At 64.2% G+C, this 14,472-nt stretch carries 17 protein-coding genes and 2 tRNA genes; 7 read left to right on the forward strand and 12 right to left on the reverse strand.

The window, feature by feature from the left end; translation table 11 throughout:
* Positions 1-38 precede the first annotated feature (38 nt).
* The 4 genes from glpX to TP2_RS17730 form a co-directional block, all read right to left on the reverse strand.
* Complete coding sequence (gene glpX, locus TP2_RS17715; protein WP_038080257.1) at positions 39-1,004, reverse strand: class II fructose-bisphosphatase; 966 nt, start codon at positions 1,002-1,004, stop codon at positions 39-41.
* 83 nt (positions 1,005-1,087) lie between these two features.
* Positions 1,088-1,507, reverse strand: coding sequence for a VOC family protein (locus tag TP2_RS17720; protein WP_240473785.1), 420 nt, complete (start codon positions 1,505-1,507; stop codon positions 1,088-1,090).
* A gap of 3 nt (positions 1,508-1,510) precedes the next feature.
* A complete protein-coding gene (locus tag TP2_RS17725; protein WP_038080264.1) occupies positions 1,511-2,815 on the reverse strand; it encodes a homoserine dehydrogenase in 1,305 nt (434 codons plus the stop codon).
* 73 nt (positions 2,816-2,888) lie between these two features.
* The gene (locus TP2_RS17730) at positions 2,889-3,104 is read right to left on the reverse strand and encodes a hypothetical protein (RefSeq protein ID WP_038080265.1); all 216 of its coding nucleotides are present in this window, start codon (positions 3,102-3,104) and stop codon (positions 2,889-2,891) included.
* A 111-nt stretch (positions 3,105-3,215) separates the two neighbouring features.
* Here TP2_RS17730 and TP2_RS17735 point away from each other — a divergent pair, with 111 nt between their 5' ends.
* On the forward strand, positions 3,216-3,806 hold the full coding sequence (locus tag TP2_RS17735; protein WP_038080266.1) for a TetR-type transcription factor C-terminal domain-containing protein: 591 nt from the start codon (positions 3,216-3,218) through the stop codon (positions 3,804-3,806).
* Between the two features lie 78 nt (positions 3,807-3,884).
* Here TP2_RS17735 and TP2_RS17740 read toward each other — a convergent pair whose 3' ends face one another.
* Positions 3,885-4,352, reverse strand: coding sequence for a hypothetical protein (locus tag TP2_RS17740; RefSeq protein WP_038080267.1), 468 nt, complete (start codon positions 4,350-4,352; stop codon positions 3,885-3,887).
* Positions 4,353-4,456: 104 nt separating this feature from the next.
* Positions 4,457-5,176 carry a 1-(5-phosphoribosyl)-5-[(5-phosphoribosylamino)methylideneamino]imidazole-4-carboxamide isomerase gene (hisA, locus tag TP2_RS17745; protein ID WP_038080268.1) on the reverse strand — a complete coding sequence of 240 codons (720 nt, stop codon included), beginning with the start codon at positions 5,174-5,176 and terminating at the stop codon, positions 4,457-4,459.
* A gap of 143 nt (positions 5,177-5,319) precedes the next feature.
* Between hisA and TP2_RS17750 the strand changes: the two genes are divergently transcribed.
* On the forward strand, positions 5,320-5,703 hold the full coding sequence (locus TP2_RS17750) for a DUF2147 domain-containing protein (RefSeq protein WP_038080270.1): 384 nt from the start codon (positions 5,320-5,322) through the stop codon (positions 5,701-5,703).
* On the opposite strand, the gene TP2_RS17755 is transcribed toward TP2_RS17750, so the two are convergent.
* The 6 genes from TP2_RS17755 to pdxR form a co-directional block, all read right to left on the reverse strand.
* Positions 5,704-6,369 (reverse strand): Dph6-related ATP pyrophosphatase, encoded by a 666-nt coding sequence (locus TP2_RS17755; protein WP_038080272.1) that lies wholly within the window; start codon positions 6,367-6,369, stop codon positions 5,704-5,706.
* Positions 6,369-7,007: an imidazole glycerol phosphate synthase subunit HisH gene (hisH, locus tag TP2_RS17760; RefSeq protein WP_038080273.1), complete on the reverse strand. Its 639-nt coding sequence runs from the start codon at positions 7,005-7,007 to the stop codon at positions 6,369-6,371. The genes TP2_RS17755 and hisH overlap by 1 nt, the downstream gene beginning before the upstream one ends.
* A complete protein-coding gene (gene hisB / locus TP2_RS17765; RefSeq protein ID WP_038080276.1) occupies positions 7,007-7,594 on the reverse strand; it encodes an imidazoleglycerol-phosphate dehydratase HisB in 588 nt (195 codons plus the stop codon). Before hisB ends, hisH begins: the two co-directional genes overlap by 1 nt.
* Before the next feature lie 358 nt (positions 7,595-7,952).
* A tRNA-Gly gene (locus TP2_RS17770) sits at positions 7,953-8,027 on the reverse strand.
* Between the two features lie 22 nt (positions 8,028-8,049).
* A tRNA-Gly gene (locus tag TP2_RS17775) sits at positions 8,050-8,124 on the reverse strand.
* 120 nt (positions 8,125-8,244) lie between these two features.
* A complete protein-coding gene (gene pdxR / locus TP2_RS17780) occupies positions 8,245-9,693 on the reverse strand; it encodes a MocR-like pyridoxine biosynthesis transcription factor PdxR (RefSeq protein ID WP_051692839.1) in 1,449 nt (482 codons plus the stop codon).
* Positions 9,694-9,754: 61 nt separating this feature from the next.
* Between pdxR and TP2_RS17785 the strand changes: the two genes are divergently transcribed.
* The 5 genes from TP2_RS17785 to TP2_RS17805 form a co-directional block, all read left to right on the forward strand.
* Positions 9,755-10,408, forward strand: coding sequence for a pyridoxamine 5'-phosphate oxidase family protein (locus TP2_RS17785; RefSeq protein WP_038080279.1), 654 nt, complete (start codon positions 9,755-9,757; stop codon positions 10,406-10,408).
* A 335-nt stretch (positions 10,409-10,743) separates the two neighbouring features.
* Positions 10,744-12,057, forward strand: a complete 1,314-nt coding sequence (gene ugpB / locus TP2_RS17790; RefSeq protein WP_038080281.1) for a sn-glycerol-3-phosphate ABC transporter substrate-binding protein UgpB — start codon at positions 10,744-10,746, stop codon at positions 12,055-12,057.
* 67 nt (positions 12,058-12,124) lie between these two features.
* Positions 12,125-13,006 (forward strand): sn-glycerol-3-phosphate ABC transporter permease UgpA, encoded by an 882-nt coding sequence (ugpA, locus tag TP2_RS17795; RefSeq protein WP_038080284.1) that lies wholly within the window; start codon positions 12,125-12,127, stop codon positions 13,004-13,006.
* Between the two features lie 32 nt (positions 13,007-13,038).
* Entirely contained in the window at positions 13,039-13,875 is an 837-nt protein-coding gene (gene ugpE / locus TP2_RS17800; protein WP_038080329.1) for a sn-glycerol-3-phosphate ABC transporter permease UgpE, read from the forward strand.
* Between the two features lie 9 nt (positions 13,876-13,884).
* A partial coding sequence (locus tag TP2_RS17805) for an ATP-binding cassette domain-containing protein (RefSeq protein ID WP_038080288.1) occupies positions 13,885-14,472 on the forward strand: 588 nt, incomplete at its 3' end.

Raw genomic sequence — 14,472 nt, forward strand, 5'->3', positions numbered from 1 at the left:
ACCCAAGGGCCGCCCTCTCAATGACATTGCGGTCCCGATCACTTCACCGGGTTGCGGTAGATCACGCGCCGGACCGAACCGGTTTTCGAGCGCATCAGAAGCGTTTCGGATTCGATGTAGGTCGGCTCGCGCTTCACACCTTTCACGATCGAGCCATTCGTCACGCCGGTCGCGGCGAAGATCACGTCCGAACGGACCATCTCGTCGCGGGTGTAGACCTTGTTGAGATCGGTGATCCCTGCCTTTTTCGCGCGGCCACGTTCGTCGTCGTTGCGGAACAGCAGTTTGCCCCACATCTGGCCGCCCATGCATTTGAGCGCCGAGGCCGCGAGCACGCCTTCGGGGGCACCGCCCGAACCCATATACATGTCGATCCCGGTGAAGTCGGGTTCGGCACAGTGAATGACACCGGCCACGTCGCCATCGGTGATCAGGCGGATCTTTGCGCCGGTTTCGCGGACCTCGGCAATCATGTCCTCATGGCGGGGACGGTCGAGGATGCACACGGCAATGTCCTTGGGCTCGACGCCCTGAGCCTTGGCCAGCGCCACGACGCGTTCGGTCGGGCTCATGTCTAGCGACACCACATCCGTCTCGTAGCCCGGGCCAATGGCGAGCTTTTCCATGTAGACGTCAGGGGCGTGCAGCATCGTGCCGCGCGGCGCCATTGCGATCACGGTCAGCGCGTTGGGCATGTCCTTCGCGGTCAGGGTCGTCCCTTCGAGCGGGTCGAGTGCGATATCGACCTCGGGGCCGATGCCTTGGCCAACCTCTTCGCCGATATAGAGCATGGGCGCTTCGTCACGCTCGCCCTCGCCGATCACCACCGTCCCCCGGATTTCGAGCTTGTTGAGCTGTTCGCGCATCGCGTTCACCGCAGCCTGGTCGGCGGCCTTCTCGTCACCGCGCCCGATCAGGTCGGCGGAGGCGTGCGCCGCAGCTTCGGAAACGCGGGCGAGGCCCAGCGAAAGCATACGGTCGTTGAAATCACTCGGAGGGGTCATCTGTTTCTTCCTGTCTGCCAAGGGGCGTTACGGGCCGGGCTCAGATAAAGCCTTTAGGGCAGGGAAGGGCAACCCTGTGAACGCTAACGCCGCACTGCTTGGGCTTCGGCGGGGCTGTGACAGGCCACGCAGAGCTTGTTGCCGTCGCAATCGCGGAAATAGGCGCCGTAATAATCGGGGTGGTAATGCGTGCGCAGCCCAGGTGCGCCCTCATCGGTACCACCCATCGCCAAGGCCTTCGCATGGACGGCATCGACGGTGGCGCGATCTGGTGCGTCGAAGGCCACCATCGGCCCGTTGCCGGGTTCGGGAGCGTTGCCGTCATAGGGACGGGTGATGAAGAAGATCGGGCGGCTGCCATCCGCGGCGGTCCAACCCGCCCAGTGCTTGTCGGCTTCGGCAAAGCGCAGCCGCAGCCCGAGCCGCTCCATCAGCGGCGCGTAGAAGGCGAAAGCGCGCTCATACTCCGCGATGCCCAGCGACAGATGGCTGAGCATCGCCATGTCTCAGAGCTCTTCGATGCGGATCGCGACCGGCTCGCCCTCGACCACGCGGGTCGCGGGCAGGGCGCTGATCGCCGCGTCGATCGCGTCGCGGGTCGTCTTGTGGGTGACGATCAGCACCGGGGCCGCCGTGTCGGCATGGCCGTACTGGCGCATGCGGCTGATCGAAACGCCTGCCTCGCCCAGCACCGTCGCGACCTTGGCCAGCGCGCCGGGTTTGTCCGACAGTTGCAGGCGCAGATAATAGGGCGCGGCGATCGCGGTCACGGCCGGCGTGGGCGTCGCGAGGCTGGCGGCCGGCTGGCCGAAGACGGGCAGGCGCATTCCTCGTGCGAGGTCCATCACGTCGCCCATCACGGCCGAAGCGGTCGGGCCTTCGCCCGCGCCCGCGCCGCGCAGCACGATCTGGCCGACCGAGTCGCCTTCAAGTACGACCATGTTCGTCCCGCCCGAGAGCTGGCCCAGCGGCGAGCTCGACGGCACGAGACAGGGCGTCATGCGCTGCTCCAGCCCGCGCCCGGTCATCTGCGCAACGCCCAGCAGCTTGATCTTGTAGCCCATGTCGCCCGCGCGCCGGATATCGTCGATCGAGATCCGCCCGATCCCTTCGAGCACCACATCGTCGAAGCTGACCTGCGTGCCGAAAGCGATGGCCGCGAGGATCGCGAGCTTGTGGCCCGCGTCGATGCCACCCACGTCGAGGTTCGGATCGGCCTCGAGATAGCCCAGCTGACGGGCTTCTTCGAAGACCGTGTCATAGGGCAGGCCCGCCTCTTCCATCCGCGTCAGGATGTAGTTGCAGGTGCCGTTCATCACGCCCATCACGCGCCGCATCCCGTTGCCCGCAAGCCCCTCGGTCAGCGATTTGATCACCGGGATGCCGCCTGCGACTGCGGCCTCGTAGCGGATCGTGCGGCCGAGGCTTTCGGCCAGTTCCGCCAGCGCCTGCCCGTGATGGGCCAGCAGCGCCTTGTTCGCGGTCACCACATCCTTGCCCGCCTTCAGCGCGGCCTCGGTTGCCTCTTTCGCAGGCCCCTCATGGCCGCCCATCAGTTCGACGAAGACATCGACATCCTCGCGGGTGGCCAGCGCCACCGGATCGGTTTCCCACGCATAATCGGACAGATCCGCATCACGGTTCTTCGTACGATCACGTGCCGAGACGGCGGTGATGGTTACCGGGCGGCCCGAGCGCGCGGCCAGCATCGCCGCATGGCGCTGGACGATTTTCACCACGCCAATGCCCACGGTGCCAAGACCCGCGATGCCAAGGCGCAGGGGCTGAGCGGAATCGGTGGCGCGGGACATGGGTGACCTCATGAAGGGATGATTTTCGCCCTGTTAGCGGGAAAGCGGTCTTGGCGCAACGCGGCGTGACGCGTCACTGCGCCGTTGTGGCGCTTTGATCGGCGCGCAGCATGTCCGCGCGGGCCTTGAGCGCCGCGGCGCGGGCCTCGAGATCGGGGGCTGGATCCGGGCTCAATGGCTGATCGTCGAGGATTTGATCAAGCGGCAACAGCGCGGGATACTCCTCGCTCGAATGCTTCGAGCAGGCGGTGAGCATGGCCAGCGAGGCGATCAGGGCAAGCGCGCGCATCGGGTCTCCTTATCGACGCGCCCAAACTATTGCGCGCCGACCCGCTTTGCCAGAGCGGAATGCGCGCGTTTGGGGTTTGATAATGAACGAGCGTTCAGTTAGCGTCGGCCCATGGCACGCAAGACTGGTTCGCATTCCGAGATCACTGGCCCGAAGATCCGCGCCGAGGCGCAGAGGCTCTTCGCGCGTCACGGTTTTGCGGCCGTGTCGATGCGCCAGATAGCGGCGGCGGTGGGGGTGCAGGCGGGCGCGCTTTATCTCTATACGCCCGACAAGGAGGCGCTGCTCTTCGATCTTCTGAAGTCGCACATGGACGATCTGATCGCCGCCTGGCGCGCGGAGGCGCCCGAGGGGGCGGATGCTCTGGCGCGGCTGGAGCGTTTCGTGCGCTTTCACATCCGCTTCAACCTCGAACGTGCCGAGGTGGTCTTCCTGAGCTACATGGAGTTGCGCAACCTCTCGGAGGAGAATTTCGCGAAAATTGAGGGGCTGCGGAAGACCTATGAGACCGAGTTGGAAGAGATCCTCAAGGCGGGTCAGGCGGAGGGGGTGTTCCTGATCCCCGACACGAAGCTCGCCACGATGGCGATCATCGCGATGCTGACCGGGGTGAATACCTGGTTCCGCGAAGGCGGACGTCTGAGCCGAGCGATGGTGGCGGATATCTACTGGGACATGGTTCGCAAGGCGGTGGGGGCCTGAGCGCAAAAGGAAAGGGCGACTGACGCCGCCCTTTGATGATCCCAGCCGTTGGGCAAGGGTATCAGGGTTGAACGAGCCTTACCGTTCAAGCGTCGTCTCCGGCGCTTTCGGCTTGTCGAAGGTCAGGCTGTGCAGCCCGACATAACCTTCCCAGCCATTCTGGAAGTAGAGGTCTCCCCCGACATTCCAGCGCTCACCGAGGAGCCCGCCCGTGCCGAAGAAGCCGTGGCTGCCATAGCCCAAGCCCAGCTCGGCCATGCCGTCATTCTGGCCCGCGACGCCTGTCAGCTTGATCTTGCCCTGAACCGGGCCCGGGCCGACGCCCAGATGAAGCGACAGTTTCGCGCCCTTCATGTCGCCATCCGGGTCGATCCGGTAATTCATCGCGCCGACGACCCCTTCAAGGCCGCTGGCATGCGGACCGAAGGTCCAGTTCAGACCCACGAAGCCCTTCGTGTCGGTCTTGGATTTCGCCGTCGGGATTTCCTGAGCCGACGCGGCACCTGCCGCACAGATCATCGCCGCGACCAAGATGAGTTTACGCATTGTACTCCCTCCACACATTGCGAGCGTTCGCGGAAACAGTGCCGCGTTTGGTCTCTTCTCACAATGATCCATGTCATCGCCTGCGGATTTTCGCAGGCGCGATGTCAGGTGCGCAAGGCGGCAAGCGCTTCGGTCAGATCGAGCGCCCCGTCATAAATCGCGCGCCCCGAGATCGCGCCCGCGATCACACCGGTATCACGCAGCGCGATCAGGTCGGGCAGCGAGGACACGCCCCCCGAGGCGATCACCGGGATCTCCACCGCGCGCGCCAGCGCCTCGGTTGCCTCGATATTCGGCCCGGTCATCGCGCCGTCGCGCATGATGTCGGTGTAGATGATCGCGGCCACGCCCGCATCCTCGAAAGACTTCGCCAGATCGGTGACCATCACATCGGTCTCTTCCGCCCAGCCTTTCGTGGCGACGCGGCCATTGCGCGCGTCGATTCCCACCGCAACCTTGCCGGGAAAGGCCTTCGCCGCTTCGCGCACCAGATCGGGGTTCTCCACCGCGACGGTGCCGAGGATCACGCGCGAAAGTCCCTTGTCGAGCCAGCGCTCGATCGTCGCCATGTCGCGGATACCGCCGCCGAGCTGCGCGGGGACCTTGATGCGCGCAAGGATCGCCTCGACCGCCGCCGCGTTCACCGGCTCGCCCGCGAAGGCGCCGTTCAGGTCGACCAGATGCACCCATTCGCAGCCCGCCGCCTCGAACTTGGCCGCCTGCGCCGCCGGGTCGTCACCGAAGACCGTGGCCTTGTCCATCTCGCCATGCAGCAGACGCACGCATTGGCCATCCTTGAGGTCGATTGCGGGGTAGAGGATCATTCGGGGCACTCCTGAGCTGTCGCGAGCCTATTGCCACGGCCTCGGCGCTTTTCCAACCCTTACGCGGACGTCACGTAAATCTTGCCCGGAATCGGGACGCGTGGCCTGATGCGCGCCATGAGGCAAAAGGGAGGAAATTTGCCATGAAGACGATGTTGCTCGCCGCGGCTTTGACGTTCGCCGCCGGTGCGGCGCTGGCCGACCCGATCGAGGGCGTGTGGAAGACCCAGCCCGATGACGGCTCTTATGCCTATGTCACGATCAAGCCTTGCGGCGCGAATTTCTGCGGCGATATCAGCCGGACCTTCAAGGCCGATGGCGAATACAAATCGCCCAATCTCGGCAAGCAGATCGTGATCAACATGGCGCCCAAGGGCGACGGCAAATACGAGGGTCAGGTCTGGCGCCCGTCCAACAACAAGATCTATCTCGGCAAGATCACCCTGAACGGCAATGCGATGGCGCTGGCTGGCTGTGTGGCCGGGGGCCTGTTCTGCAAGTCGCAGGACTGGCAGCGGGTGAAGTAATCACTCGGGAATGAGATCGGCATAGGCGAAGCCGTCGCGCAGGACGGTTTCGCCGACCCGCACCGGGATCGGGGCGGAGAAGATCGGCCCGGCGCTGACCGCGGTGTGAAACTCGCCATTCTCACCGCAGGGATCGACGCCTTCGGGCAGATCGGCGAGCAGGCTTTCATCGAAACGCCGTCCCGCGAAGCTCGGATCGAGCTTGCTCGGGTCCACCGTCACCAGATGCGTGACGAACCCCGCCGCGATCATCTCGCGCGCCAGCTGGCGGGTCGGGCGCTGCCAGAGCGGGAAGAGCGCCGCGACGCCGAGCGGTTTCAGCTTCTCGATCCGGTAGTCGCGCACGTCCTCGAGGAATAGGTCGCCAAAGACCATGGTCTCGACACCAAGCGCCTTCACCTGCTCCATCGCCGAGGCCATCCGCGCCTCGTAATCCGCGTTCGAGCAAGGCCAGGGCAGCGGCACCTCGATCAGCGGCAGGCCCGCGGCTTCGGCCTGAGCGCGCAGCAGCTCATTGCGGGTGCCATGCATCGCGACTCGGTCGAAAGCCTCGTTGGTCGTCGACAGCAGTGCCACCACATCCGCGTGGCCTTCGCTCCGGCAGGCATGAAGCGCCATCGCGCAATCCTTGCCCGACGACCACGACAGAACCGCCTTCGGCGCCATCAGGGTTTCCAGCCGAGGAAATTCGCGATCAGCCGCAGACCAGTGGTCTGCGATTTCTCGGGGTGGAACTGGGTGCCCACGATATTGTCACGCCCCACGATCGCGGTGATCTCGCCGCCGTAATCGACATGGGCCAGACGGTGTTGGGGCTCGGCCACCTTGAAATGGTAGCTATGCACGAAATAGGCGTGATCGCCCGTCGTGATGCCGTCGAGCACCGCATGCGGATTGTCGACCACCAGATCGTTCCAGCCCATATGCGGCACCTTCATCGCAGGGTCCGAGAGCTCGATCTTCACCACCTCGCCGGGGATCCAGCCGAAGCCTTCGGTCTCTTGAAATTCCAGCCCGCGCGTGGCCAGCATCTGCATGCCGATGCAGATCCCGAGGAAGGGGCGGCCCTTGACGGTCACCGCTTCCTCGATCGCCTGTGCGAGCCCCTCGAACCGGTGTAGCGCGGCGTTGCAGGAGGGATAAGCCCCGTCGCCCGGCAGCACGATCCGGTCGGCGCGCGCCACCACGTCCGGCTCGGACGTCACGACGATCGTGCCGTGCCCCGTCTCGCGTGCCATGCGCTGAAATGCCTTCTCGGCCGAGTGCAGGTTGCCCGAGTCGTAATCGACCAGTGCCGTCAGCATCACAGCGCCCCTTTGGTCGAGGGCAGCACGTCGCCCATGCGCGGATCGGTCTCGACCGCCATGCGCAGCGCGCGCGCGACCGATTTGAACGCAGCTTCCGCGATGTGGTGGCTGTTGAAGCCATGCACGCGGTCGATATGCAGCGTGATCCCGCCATTGGTGGCGAGCGCTTGGAAAAACTCGCGCACCAGCTCGGTGTCGAAGGTGCCGATCTTCGGGGTGGGCATGTCGCAATTCCACACGAAGAAGGGGCGCGCCGAGAGGTCCAGCGCGCATTGCACCTGCGTGTCATCCATCGCCAGCGCGAAATGGCCGTAACGGCGGATGCCGCGCTTGTCGCCCAGCGCCTTCACAAGGGCCTGACCCAGCGCAATGCCGGTATCCTCGACCGTGTGGTGGTCGTCGATATGCAGATCGCCTTGCGCGCGGATTGTCATGTCGATCAGCGAATGCCGCGCGAGCTGGTCGAGCATGTGGTCGAAGAAGCCCACGCCCGTGCGGTTGTCATACTGACCGGTGCCGTCGAGATTGATCTCGACGGTGATATCGGTCTCGGCGGTCTTGCGGCTGATCGTGGCCTTGCGCATCGGGCGCCTCCTTGAAACTCACCGCCTTATAGGCCGGGGCCGGGGGCGCGCTCAAGCGGCGTGGTGCGAAAGGCTGGGCGATGCGGCGGAAAAGTCGAATGTCAGCGGCGGAGGGGGCGTTATGAGGCGCTGAGGGCGGCGCCCGACCTCGGGTGGGCGCGCTCCACGCATGGTGGTCTGCGTTTTATCGCGTCACGCGCCTCTGACGGCAGGGCGCGCGGTGACGTTTCAAAAGCGCCCTCCCGGGGGGAGGTCGGGCGCTGCCCGGGCTGGACGCCCGTGCGGGGCTTCTAATCTCCGGACAGCGGCACTCACCCGGAAAAGACAAAAGCCTCCCCGAAGGGAGGCTTCTTTGTATTGGAGCGGGCGAGGCGATTCGAACGCCCGACCCTAACCTTGGCAAGGTTATGCTCTACCCCTGAGCTACGCCCGCATCCTGAGGTATTTGACCGAACTGGAGCGGGCGAGGCGATTCGAACGCCCGACCCTAACCTTGGCAAGGTTATGCTCTACCCCTGAGCTACGCCCGCGCCGGTTCGGTGGAGGCGGATTTAGGGGATCGCGCGGAGGGCTGCAAGAGGAAATTTCATCCCCGAGGCCAAAATTCGCCCGCGCCTTTGTCGCAAGGCGCTCGGGTGTGCGGCGCGGGATCAGGCGGGACCCGCGCAAAGGGGGGCGAGCAGGTCGCAAAGACGCGCGGCGGCCGCACTGAGTTGCGACTCGGTGAAACCGGCATAGCCGAAGAGGAGCCCCTGCGGTGGCTCGGGCAGCACTGAATGGCTCGAGAGCGCGCGCAGCGTCAGCCCGTCCGCGGCCGCTCTGCGCGAGATTTCGGCATCGGTGATGCGCACGCCAAGAGCGGGCCGCAGGTCGATGCATAGATGCATCCCCGAAGGATCCGGCGCGAGATCGAGGCACTCCGATAAGGGCGTCAGTGCCTCCAGAAGATGCGCCTGCCTGCGCGCATAGGTCCGCCGCATCCTGCGTAGATGGGTCGCGAATTCGCCACTGGCCATGAACGCGGCCAGCGCGGGCTGGGGAACCAGCGAGGCACGTGAGCCAGTGACCGAGAGAGTCGCGCGCAGCTTTTCGATCAGCGCTTCGGGGACGACGAGATATCCGATCCGCAGGGCCGGGCTGAGGAGTTTCGAGAAGCTTCCCATGTAGATCACGCGCTGCAATCCATCGAGCCCGGCCAGCGCGGGCAGTGGTTGGCCCTGATAGCGAAACTCGCTGTCGTAATCGTCCTCAATGATCAGCGCCGAAGCCCTGTGCGCCCAATCGAGCAGGGCGAGCCGACGTGCGAGCGGCATCGCTACCCCGGTCGGATAATGGCGCGAGGGCGTGACATTCACCGCCGCGCAATCCTCGGGCAGACGCGTGGGATCGAGCCCCTCGCTATCGACGCGCAGTGCCACGGGAGCGATCCCGATTCCGCGCAGGGTGTGTTCAAGCGTCGCCCAGCCCGGGTCCTCGATCGCCATGCGGGCGCCAGCAGGCAGCAGCGCGCGCCCGATCAGGTCGAACCCGTCGCTTGCCCCGCCGGTGATCAGCACCTGTTCGGGGGTGCAATCGAGCCCGCGCCAGGCCGAGAGGTGGCTCGCGATCGCCGCGCGCAGCGCGGGCCAGCCGAAACTGTCGGGCCGATCGAGAAGCGCTGGATCGGGCTGGCGCCATACCCGTTCGAGATGGCGCGCCCAGATCCGGTGCGGGAATAGCGACTGGTCGGGCAGGCCGGGCTGGAAGGGTAACCAAGGGCGCGGCGGTTCGGGCGCTTTGCGTGGCGTGGGGGCTGGCGGCGCGAGATGGGGCAGCTCGCGCGCGACATAGGTTCCCCCGCCTCGCCGGGTGACGAGATAGCCCTCCGCGACAAGCTGGTCATAGGCAGAGGTCACGGTCATGCGCGAGACCGACAGCTCTTCGGCCAGAACGCGGCTCGCGGGCAGGCGCGCGCCCGCAGCTTCGGGAGCTGCGCGCAACAGCTCGCGCAGGGCGTCCGTCAATTGCGCGTGCAGAGGCCGCCCAGCCCTGCGCTCCAGACTGAGCGCGAATAGGGCTGCGTTAAAATTGGCATGAAGTTTTTTGTCGATATTGGACATGTTTTATAATCCAATATCGCGCTACCCGCAGGCCGACAAGAATTCTCCGCGGAGCCAGACCATGACCGAGACCCTCCCCGTTACTGAAAGAAGCCGCCTGCGTCGTCTGCACGAGCGAGGCCATTTCGATCGCGAGACGATCAATGCAATCCTTGATGTGCAGCCGATGTGCCATGTCGGCTATGTCATGGACGGCAAGCCCTATGTGACCCCGACCCTGCAATGGCGCGAGGGTAATCATGTCTACTGGCATGGTTCCTCGGCGAGCCGCGCGCTGCGGGCGCAGAAGGAAGCCGAGGTCTGCCTGACGGTCTCGATCATAGACGGGTTCGTGCTGGCGCGCTCGGGGATGCACCATTCGCTCAACACCCGCTCGGTGATGCTGTTTGGCCGGGCTTTCAAGGTGGAGGACCCGGCAGAGAAGCTCGCCAAGCTCGGCAATTTCGTGAACCACCTCTACCCGGGACGCTACGAGACGCTGCGCCCCGATCACGCGCAGGATCTGAAAGCGACAACGCTGATGGGGATGGAGATTTCCGAAGGCGCGGCCAAAGTCCGCACCGGCGGGCCAAAGGACGACGAGGAGGATTATGCGCTGCCGATCTGGGCGGGCGAGATCCCGGTGCGCATGGTGGTGGGCGAACCGATCCCCGATCCGCGCAATCTCGACGGCGTCGAAATGCCCGATCACGTGCGCGATTTCAACTACCTCTGAGCGGCGCCAGATCGCTGCCGATTCCCGCAAAACCGCCCGTGCGCAAACGGGCGGTTTTGTTCGATTCGCACATTCTCGCTCAAAATCGAAGATCACAAACGCGTGATCGCATGAGCCTGATGATCCCCGATATGCCCGTGATCTCGTGAAATTTTCAACGAAATTCACCAATGTTCACGGGGCTTTCACGTTGTGTGGCGCGCGACCTCCCGATCTCTCACGGTCTTGTTTTATGACTGTTACACGCGCAGACTAAGCCCCGTAGCGTGGACGCTCCGCAGAGGGCTCCAGATCGAGAAAAATCCGTGAATCCCGCTACAAACTGGGAGGAAGACATGAAGAATTTCGCATTGGGTGCGGCGCTTGCGTCCGCAACTCTGGCCGCGCCTTTCACCGCGCAGGCCGCAACTGAAATCCAGTTCTGGCACGCCTTCACTGGCCGCCTTGGCGAGCTGGTTGACCAACAGGTCAAGGACTTCAACGCCAGCCAGAGCGATTACGAGGTCGTGGCGACCCATAAGGGCAACTATTCGGAAACGCTCAATGCCGGGATCGCGGCGTTCCGCGCGGGCGAGCAGCCCGACATCTTGATGGTGTTCGAGGTCGGCACCGCGACGATGATGGCCGCCAAGGGCGCGATCAAGCCGGTCTATCAGGTGATGGCCGATGCCGGTGTGCCGTTCAACGCCGACGATTACATCGGCGCGGTGAAGGGGTATTACACCACCACCGATGGCAAGATGCTGTCGCTGCCCTTCAACTCCTCGACCCCGGTGCTGTGGGTCAACCGCGACATGCTCGACACGGCGGGCGTGGCCAAGGATGCGCCGCTGACCACCTGGGAAGACGTCGGCAAGGTGCTCGATCAGCTCAAGGCCTCGGGCGTCGATTGCCCGATGACCACCGCCTGGCAGAGCTGGATCCATCTCGAGAACCTCTCGGCCTATCACAACGTTCCGTTCGCCAGCCAGGAGAACGGTTTTGCCGGTCTCGATGCGCAGCTCGAATTCAACGGCCCCGTTCAGGTCAAGCACATCCAGACCATGGGTGACTGGGCCAAGAAGGGCGAGTTCATCTACAAGGGCCGCCGCAACGAGGGTGGCGCCGATTTCCGCGCCGGCACCTGCGCGCTCTTCACCGAGAGCTCGGCTGGTTACGCGGGCATCAAGTCCGAAGCCAAGTTCAACTTCGAAGTGCATCCGCTGCCCTATTGGGGCGACGTCGCGGGCGCCCCGCAGAACACCATCATCGGCGGCGCGTCGCTCTGGGTGATGTCGGGCAAGGATGACAGCCATTACAAGGGCGTGGCTGAGTTCCTGAGCTATCTCTCCTCGCCCGAAGTGCAGGCGAAATGGCACCAGGACACGGGTTACCTGCCGATCACCAAGGCCGCGGCCGATCTGACCCGCGAGCAGGGCTTCTACGAGGCGAACCCGGGCACCGATGTCGCCGTGAAACAGATGACCGCGAATGCGCCGACGGCGAATTCGAAGGGCATCCGTCTGGGCAATTTCGACCAGATCCGCGGCATCATCGACGAGGAACTGGAAGCCGTCTGGTCGGGTGACAAGACCGCTCAGGACGCGCTCGATAACGCGGTGACGCGCGGCAACCAGCTGCTGCGCCGCTTCGAGCAGGCGAACCGCTAAACCGATCCAGACCGCGGGCGGGTGAGACCTGCCCGCGGTTGCCCCTCTCGACGATCCCGGACCCCCAATGGAAAAACGCGTCACCTTCAAGGGCTGGCTCTTGCCGATGCTGCTCATCGCCCCGCAGCTCATCATCTCGGCCGTGTTCTTCTTCTACCCGGCGGGAGAGGCGGTCTGGCAGTCGCTGTTCATCCCCGACCCGTTCGGCCTTTCGATGCAATATGTGGGGCTGGGGAATTTCGAATATCTCTTCTCCGATCCCTATTACCGGGCCTCTTTCCTGACGACGGCGGTGTTCTCGACGCTGGTGACGCTCGTTTCGATGATCCCGGCGCTGTTCCTTGCCGTGCTGGCCGACCGGCTGGTGAAAGGGGCGGGGACGTATCGCACGCTCTTGATCTGGCCCTATGCGGTCGCGCCTGCGGTGGCGGGTGTGCTGTGGCTCTTCATGTTCAACACCCGCATCGGCGTGGTGGCCTTCTACCTCAACCAGCTCGGTTATGACTGGAACCATGTCCTGAACGAGCATGAGGCGATGGGGCTTGTCGTCGTGGCCTCGGCCTGGGGGCGCATCAGCTACAACTTCCTGTTCTATTTCGCAGCCCTGCAAGCGGTGCCGAAATCGGTGATCGAGGCGGCGGCGATTGATGGCGCGCATTTCTGGCGGCGCTTCTTCACCATCGTGCTGCCGCTCCTGTCGCCCACGACCTTCTTCCTGCTGGTCGTCAATATCGTCTACGCCTTCTTCGAGACCTTCGGCGTGATCCACACGATCACCTCCGGCGGCCCGCAACAGGCCACCACTATCCTCGTCTACAAGGTCTATGCCGACGGCTTCGTCGGGCAGGATCTGGGAAGCTCCGCCGCGCAATCGGTGGTGCTGCTGGTGGTGGTCGGCATCCTGACGGTGCTGCAATTCAAGTTCGTCGAAAAGCGGGTGCATTACTGATGGCTGACAATCGTATCGAGCCACCCCCCGGCATGGTCGAGAAGCGCGGCTCGGCACTGTGGCTGACGCATCTTCTGATGATCGCGGGCGTGCTGGTGATCTTCTTCCCGATCTGGCTGGCTTTCGTGGCCTCGACCCATACCCAGCAAGAGATCGCACAGGCGCCGATGCCGGTCCTGCCCGGCTCGCATCTGATCGAGAACTACACGCGGGCGCTCTTTTCCGGCGTCAACGTGCCGGTCGCGACGATGCTGATGAACTCGATGGTGATGGCGCTGGGGATTGCGCTGGGCAAGATCGCGATTTCGCTGCTGTCGGCCTTCGCCATCGTCTATTTCCGCTTTCCGGGGCGGCGCTTCTTCTTCTGGATGATCTTCCTGACGCTGATGCTGCCGGTCGAGGTGCGCATCGTGCCGACCTATCAGGTCGTCGCGGGCTTCGGTCTTCTGAACTCCTATTCCGGCCTGATCCTGCCGCTGATTGCCTCGGCCACGGCCACGTTCCTGTTCCGGCAGTTCTTCCTGACCGTGCCCGATGAGCTGGCCGAGGCCGCCCGTGTCGATGGCGCGCGTCCGATGCGCTTCTTCCTCGATATCCTGCTGCCGATGAGCCGCACCAATATCGCGGCGCTTTTCGTGATCCTCTTCATCTATGGCTGGAACCAGTATCTCTGGCCGCTGCTGATCACCACCAATCCCGAGATGAACACCATCGTCATGGGGCTGAAACAGATGTTCCCGAGCGGTGATGATATCGCGGACTGGCCGGTCATCATGGCGACCTCGATCCTCGCGATGGTGCCGCCGGTGATCGTGGTGATCTCGATGCAGAAACTCTTCATTCGCGGCCTCGTGGACAGCGAGAAATAAGGGCAGACAATGGCGACCGTTGAACTCGAAAACATCAAGAAACGTTTCGGCAAGACCGAGGTTCTGCACGGGGTCTCGATCGACATTCGCGACGGCGAATTCATCGTCATCGTCGGGCCGTCGGGCTGCGGGAAATCGACGCTTCTGCGCATGGTCGCGGGGCTGGAGAGCGTGTCGGAAGGCGAGATCCGCATCGGCGGCAATCGCGTGAACGAGCGCGAACCGATGGACCGCGACATCGCGATGGTGTTCCAGAACTACGCGCTCTACCCGCATATGTCGGTGCGCCAGAACATGGGCTACGGGCTGAAGATCGCGGGCATGGCGAAGGACGAGATCGCCGCCCGCGTGGACGAGGCCGGGGCGCTGTTGCAGCTCACCCCCTATCTTGACCGCAAGCCGCGCGAGCTCTCGGGCGGGCAGCGCCAGCGCGTCGCGATGGGCCGCGCCATCGTGCGCGAACCGGCGGTGTTCCTGTTCGACGAGCCGCTCTCGAACCTCGATGCCAAGCTGCGCGTGCAGATGCGCGTCGAGATCCGCGAATTGCAGCGCAAGCTCGGGATCACCGCGCTTTACGTCACCCACGATCAGGTCGAG

It is taken from the genome of Thioclava pacifica DSM 10166 (assembly GCF_000714535.1).
GTDB lineage: Bacteria > Pseudomonadota > Alphaproteobacteria > Rhodobacterales > Rhodobacteraceae > Thioclava > Thioclava pacifica.

Excerpts from the sequence above, each read along its gene's own strand:
- glpX (WP_038080257.1), bottom strand. The coding sequence starts at position 1,004 with ATGACCCCTCCGAGTGATTTCAACGACCGTATGCTTTCGCTGGGCCTC.
- TP2_RS17720 (WP_240473785.1), bottom strand. The coding sequence starts at position 1,507 with ATGGCGATGCTCAGCCATCTGTCGCTGGGCATCGCGGAGTATGAGCGC.
- TP2_RS17725 (WP_038080264.1), bottom strand. The coding sequence starts at position 2,815 with ATGTCCCGCGCCACCGATTCCGCTCAGCCCCTGCGCCTTGGCATCGCG.
- TP2_RS17730 (WP_038080265.1), bottom strand. The coding sequence starts at position 3,104 with ATGCGCGCGCTTGCCCTGATCGCCTCGCTGGCCATGCTCACCGCCTGC.
- TP2_RS17735 (WP_038080266.1), top strand. The coding sequence starts at position 3,216 with ATGGCACGCAAGACTGGTTCGCATTCCGAGATCACTGGCCCGAAGATC.
- TP2_RS17740 (WP_038080267.1), bottom strand. The coding sequence starts at position 4,352 with ATGCGTAAACTCATCTTGGTCGCGGCGATGATCTGTGCGGCAGGTGCC.
- hisA (WP_038080268.1), bottom strand. The coding sequence starts at position 5,176 with ATGATCCTCTACCCCGCAATCGACCTCAAGGATGGCCAATGCGTGCGT.
- TP2_RS17750 (WP_038080270.1), top strand. The coding sequence starts at position 5,320 with ATGAAGACGATGTTGCTCGCCGCGGCTTTGACGTTCGCCGCCGGTGCG.
- TP2_RS17755 (WP_038080272.1), bottom strand. The coding sequence starts at position 6,369 with ATGGCGCCGAAGGCGGTTCTGTCGTGGTCGTCGGGCAAGGATTGCGCG.
- hisH (WP_038080273.1), bottom strand. The coding sequence starts at position 7,007 with ATGCTGACGGCACTGGTCGATTACGACTCGGGCAACCTGCACTCGGCC.
- hisB (WP_038080276.1), bottom strand. The coding sequence starts at position 7,594 with ATGCGCAAGGCCACGATCAGCCGCAAGACCGCCGAGACCGATATCACC.
- pdxR (WP_051692839.1), bottom strand. The coding sequence starts at position 9,693 with ATGTCCAATATCGACAAAAAACTTCATGCCAATTTTAACGCAGCCCTA.
- TP2_RS17785 (WP_038080279.1), top strand. The coding sequence starts at position 9,755 with ATGACCGAGACCCTCCCCGTTACTGAAAGAAGCCGCCTGCGTCGTCTG.
- ugpB (WP_038080281.1), top strand. The coding sequence starts at position 10,744 with ATGAAGAATTTCGCATTGGGTGCGGCGCTTGCGTCCGCAACTCTGGCC.
- ugpA (WP_038080284.1), top strand. The coding sequence starts at position 12,125 with ATGGAAAAACGCGTCACCTTCAAGGGCTGGCTCTTGCCGATGCTGCTC.
- ugpE (WP_038080329.1), top strand. The coding sequence starts at position 13,039 with ATGGTCGAGAAGCGCGGCTCGGCACTGTGGCTGACGCATCTTCTGATG.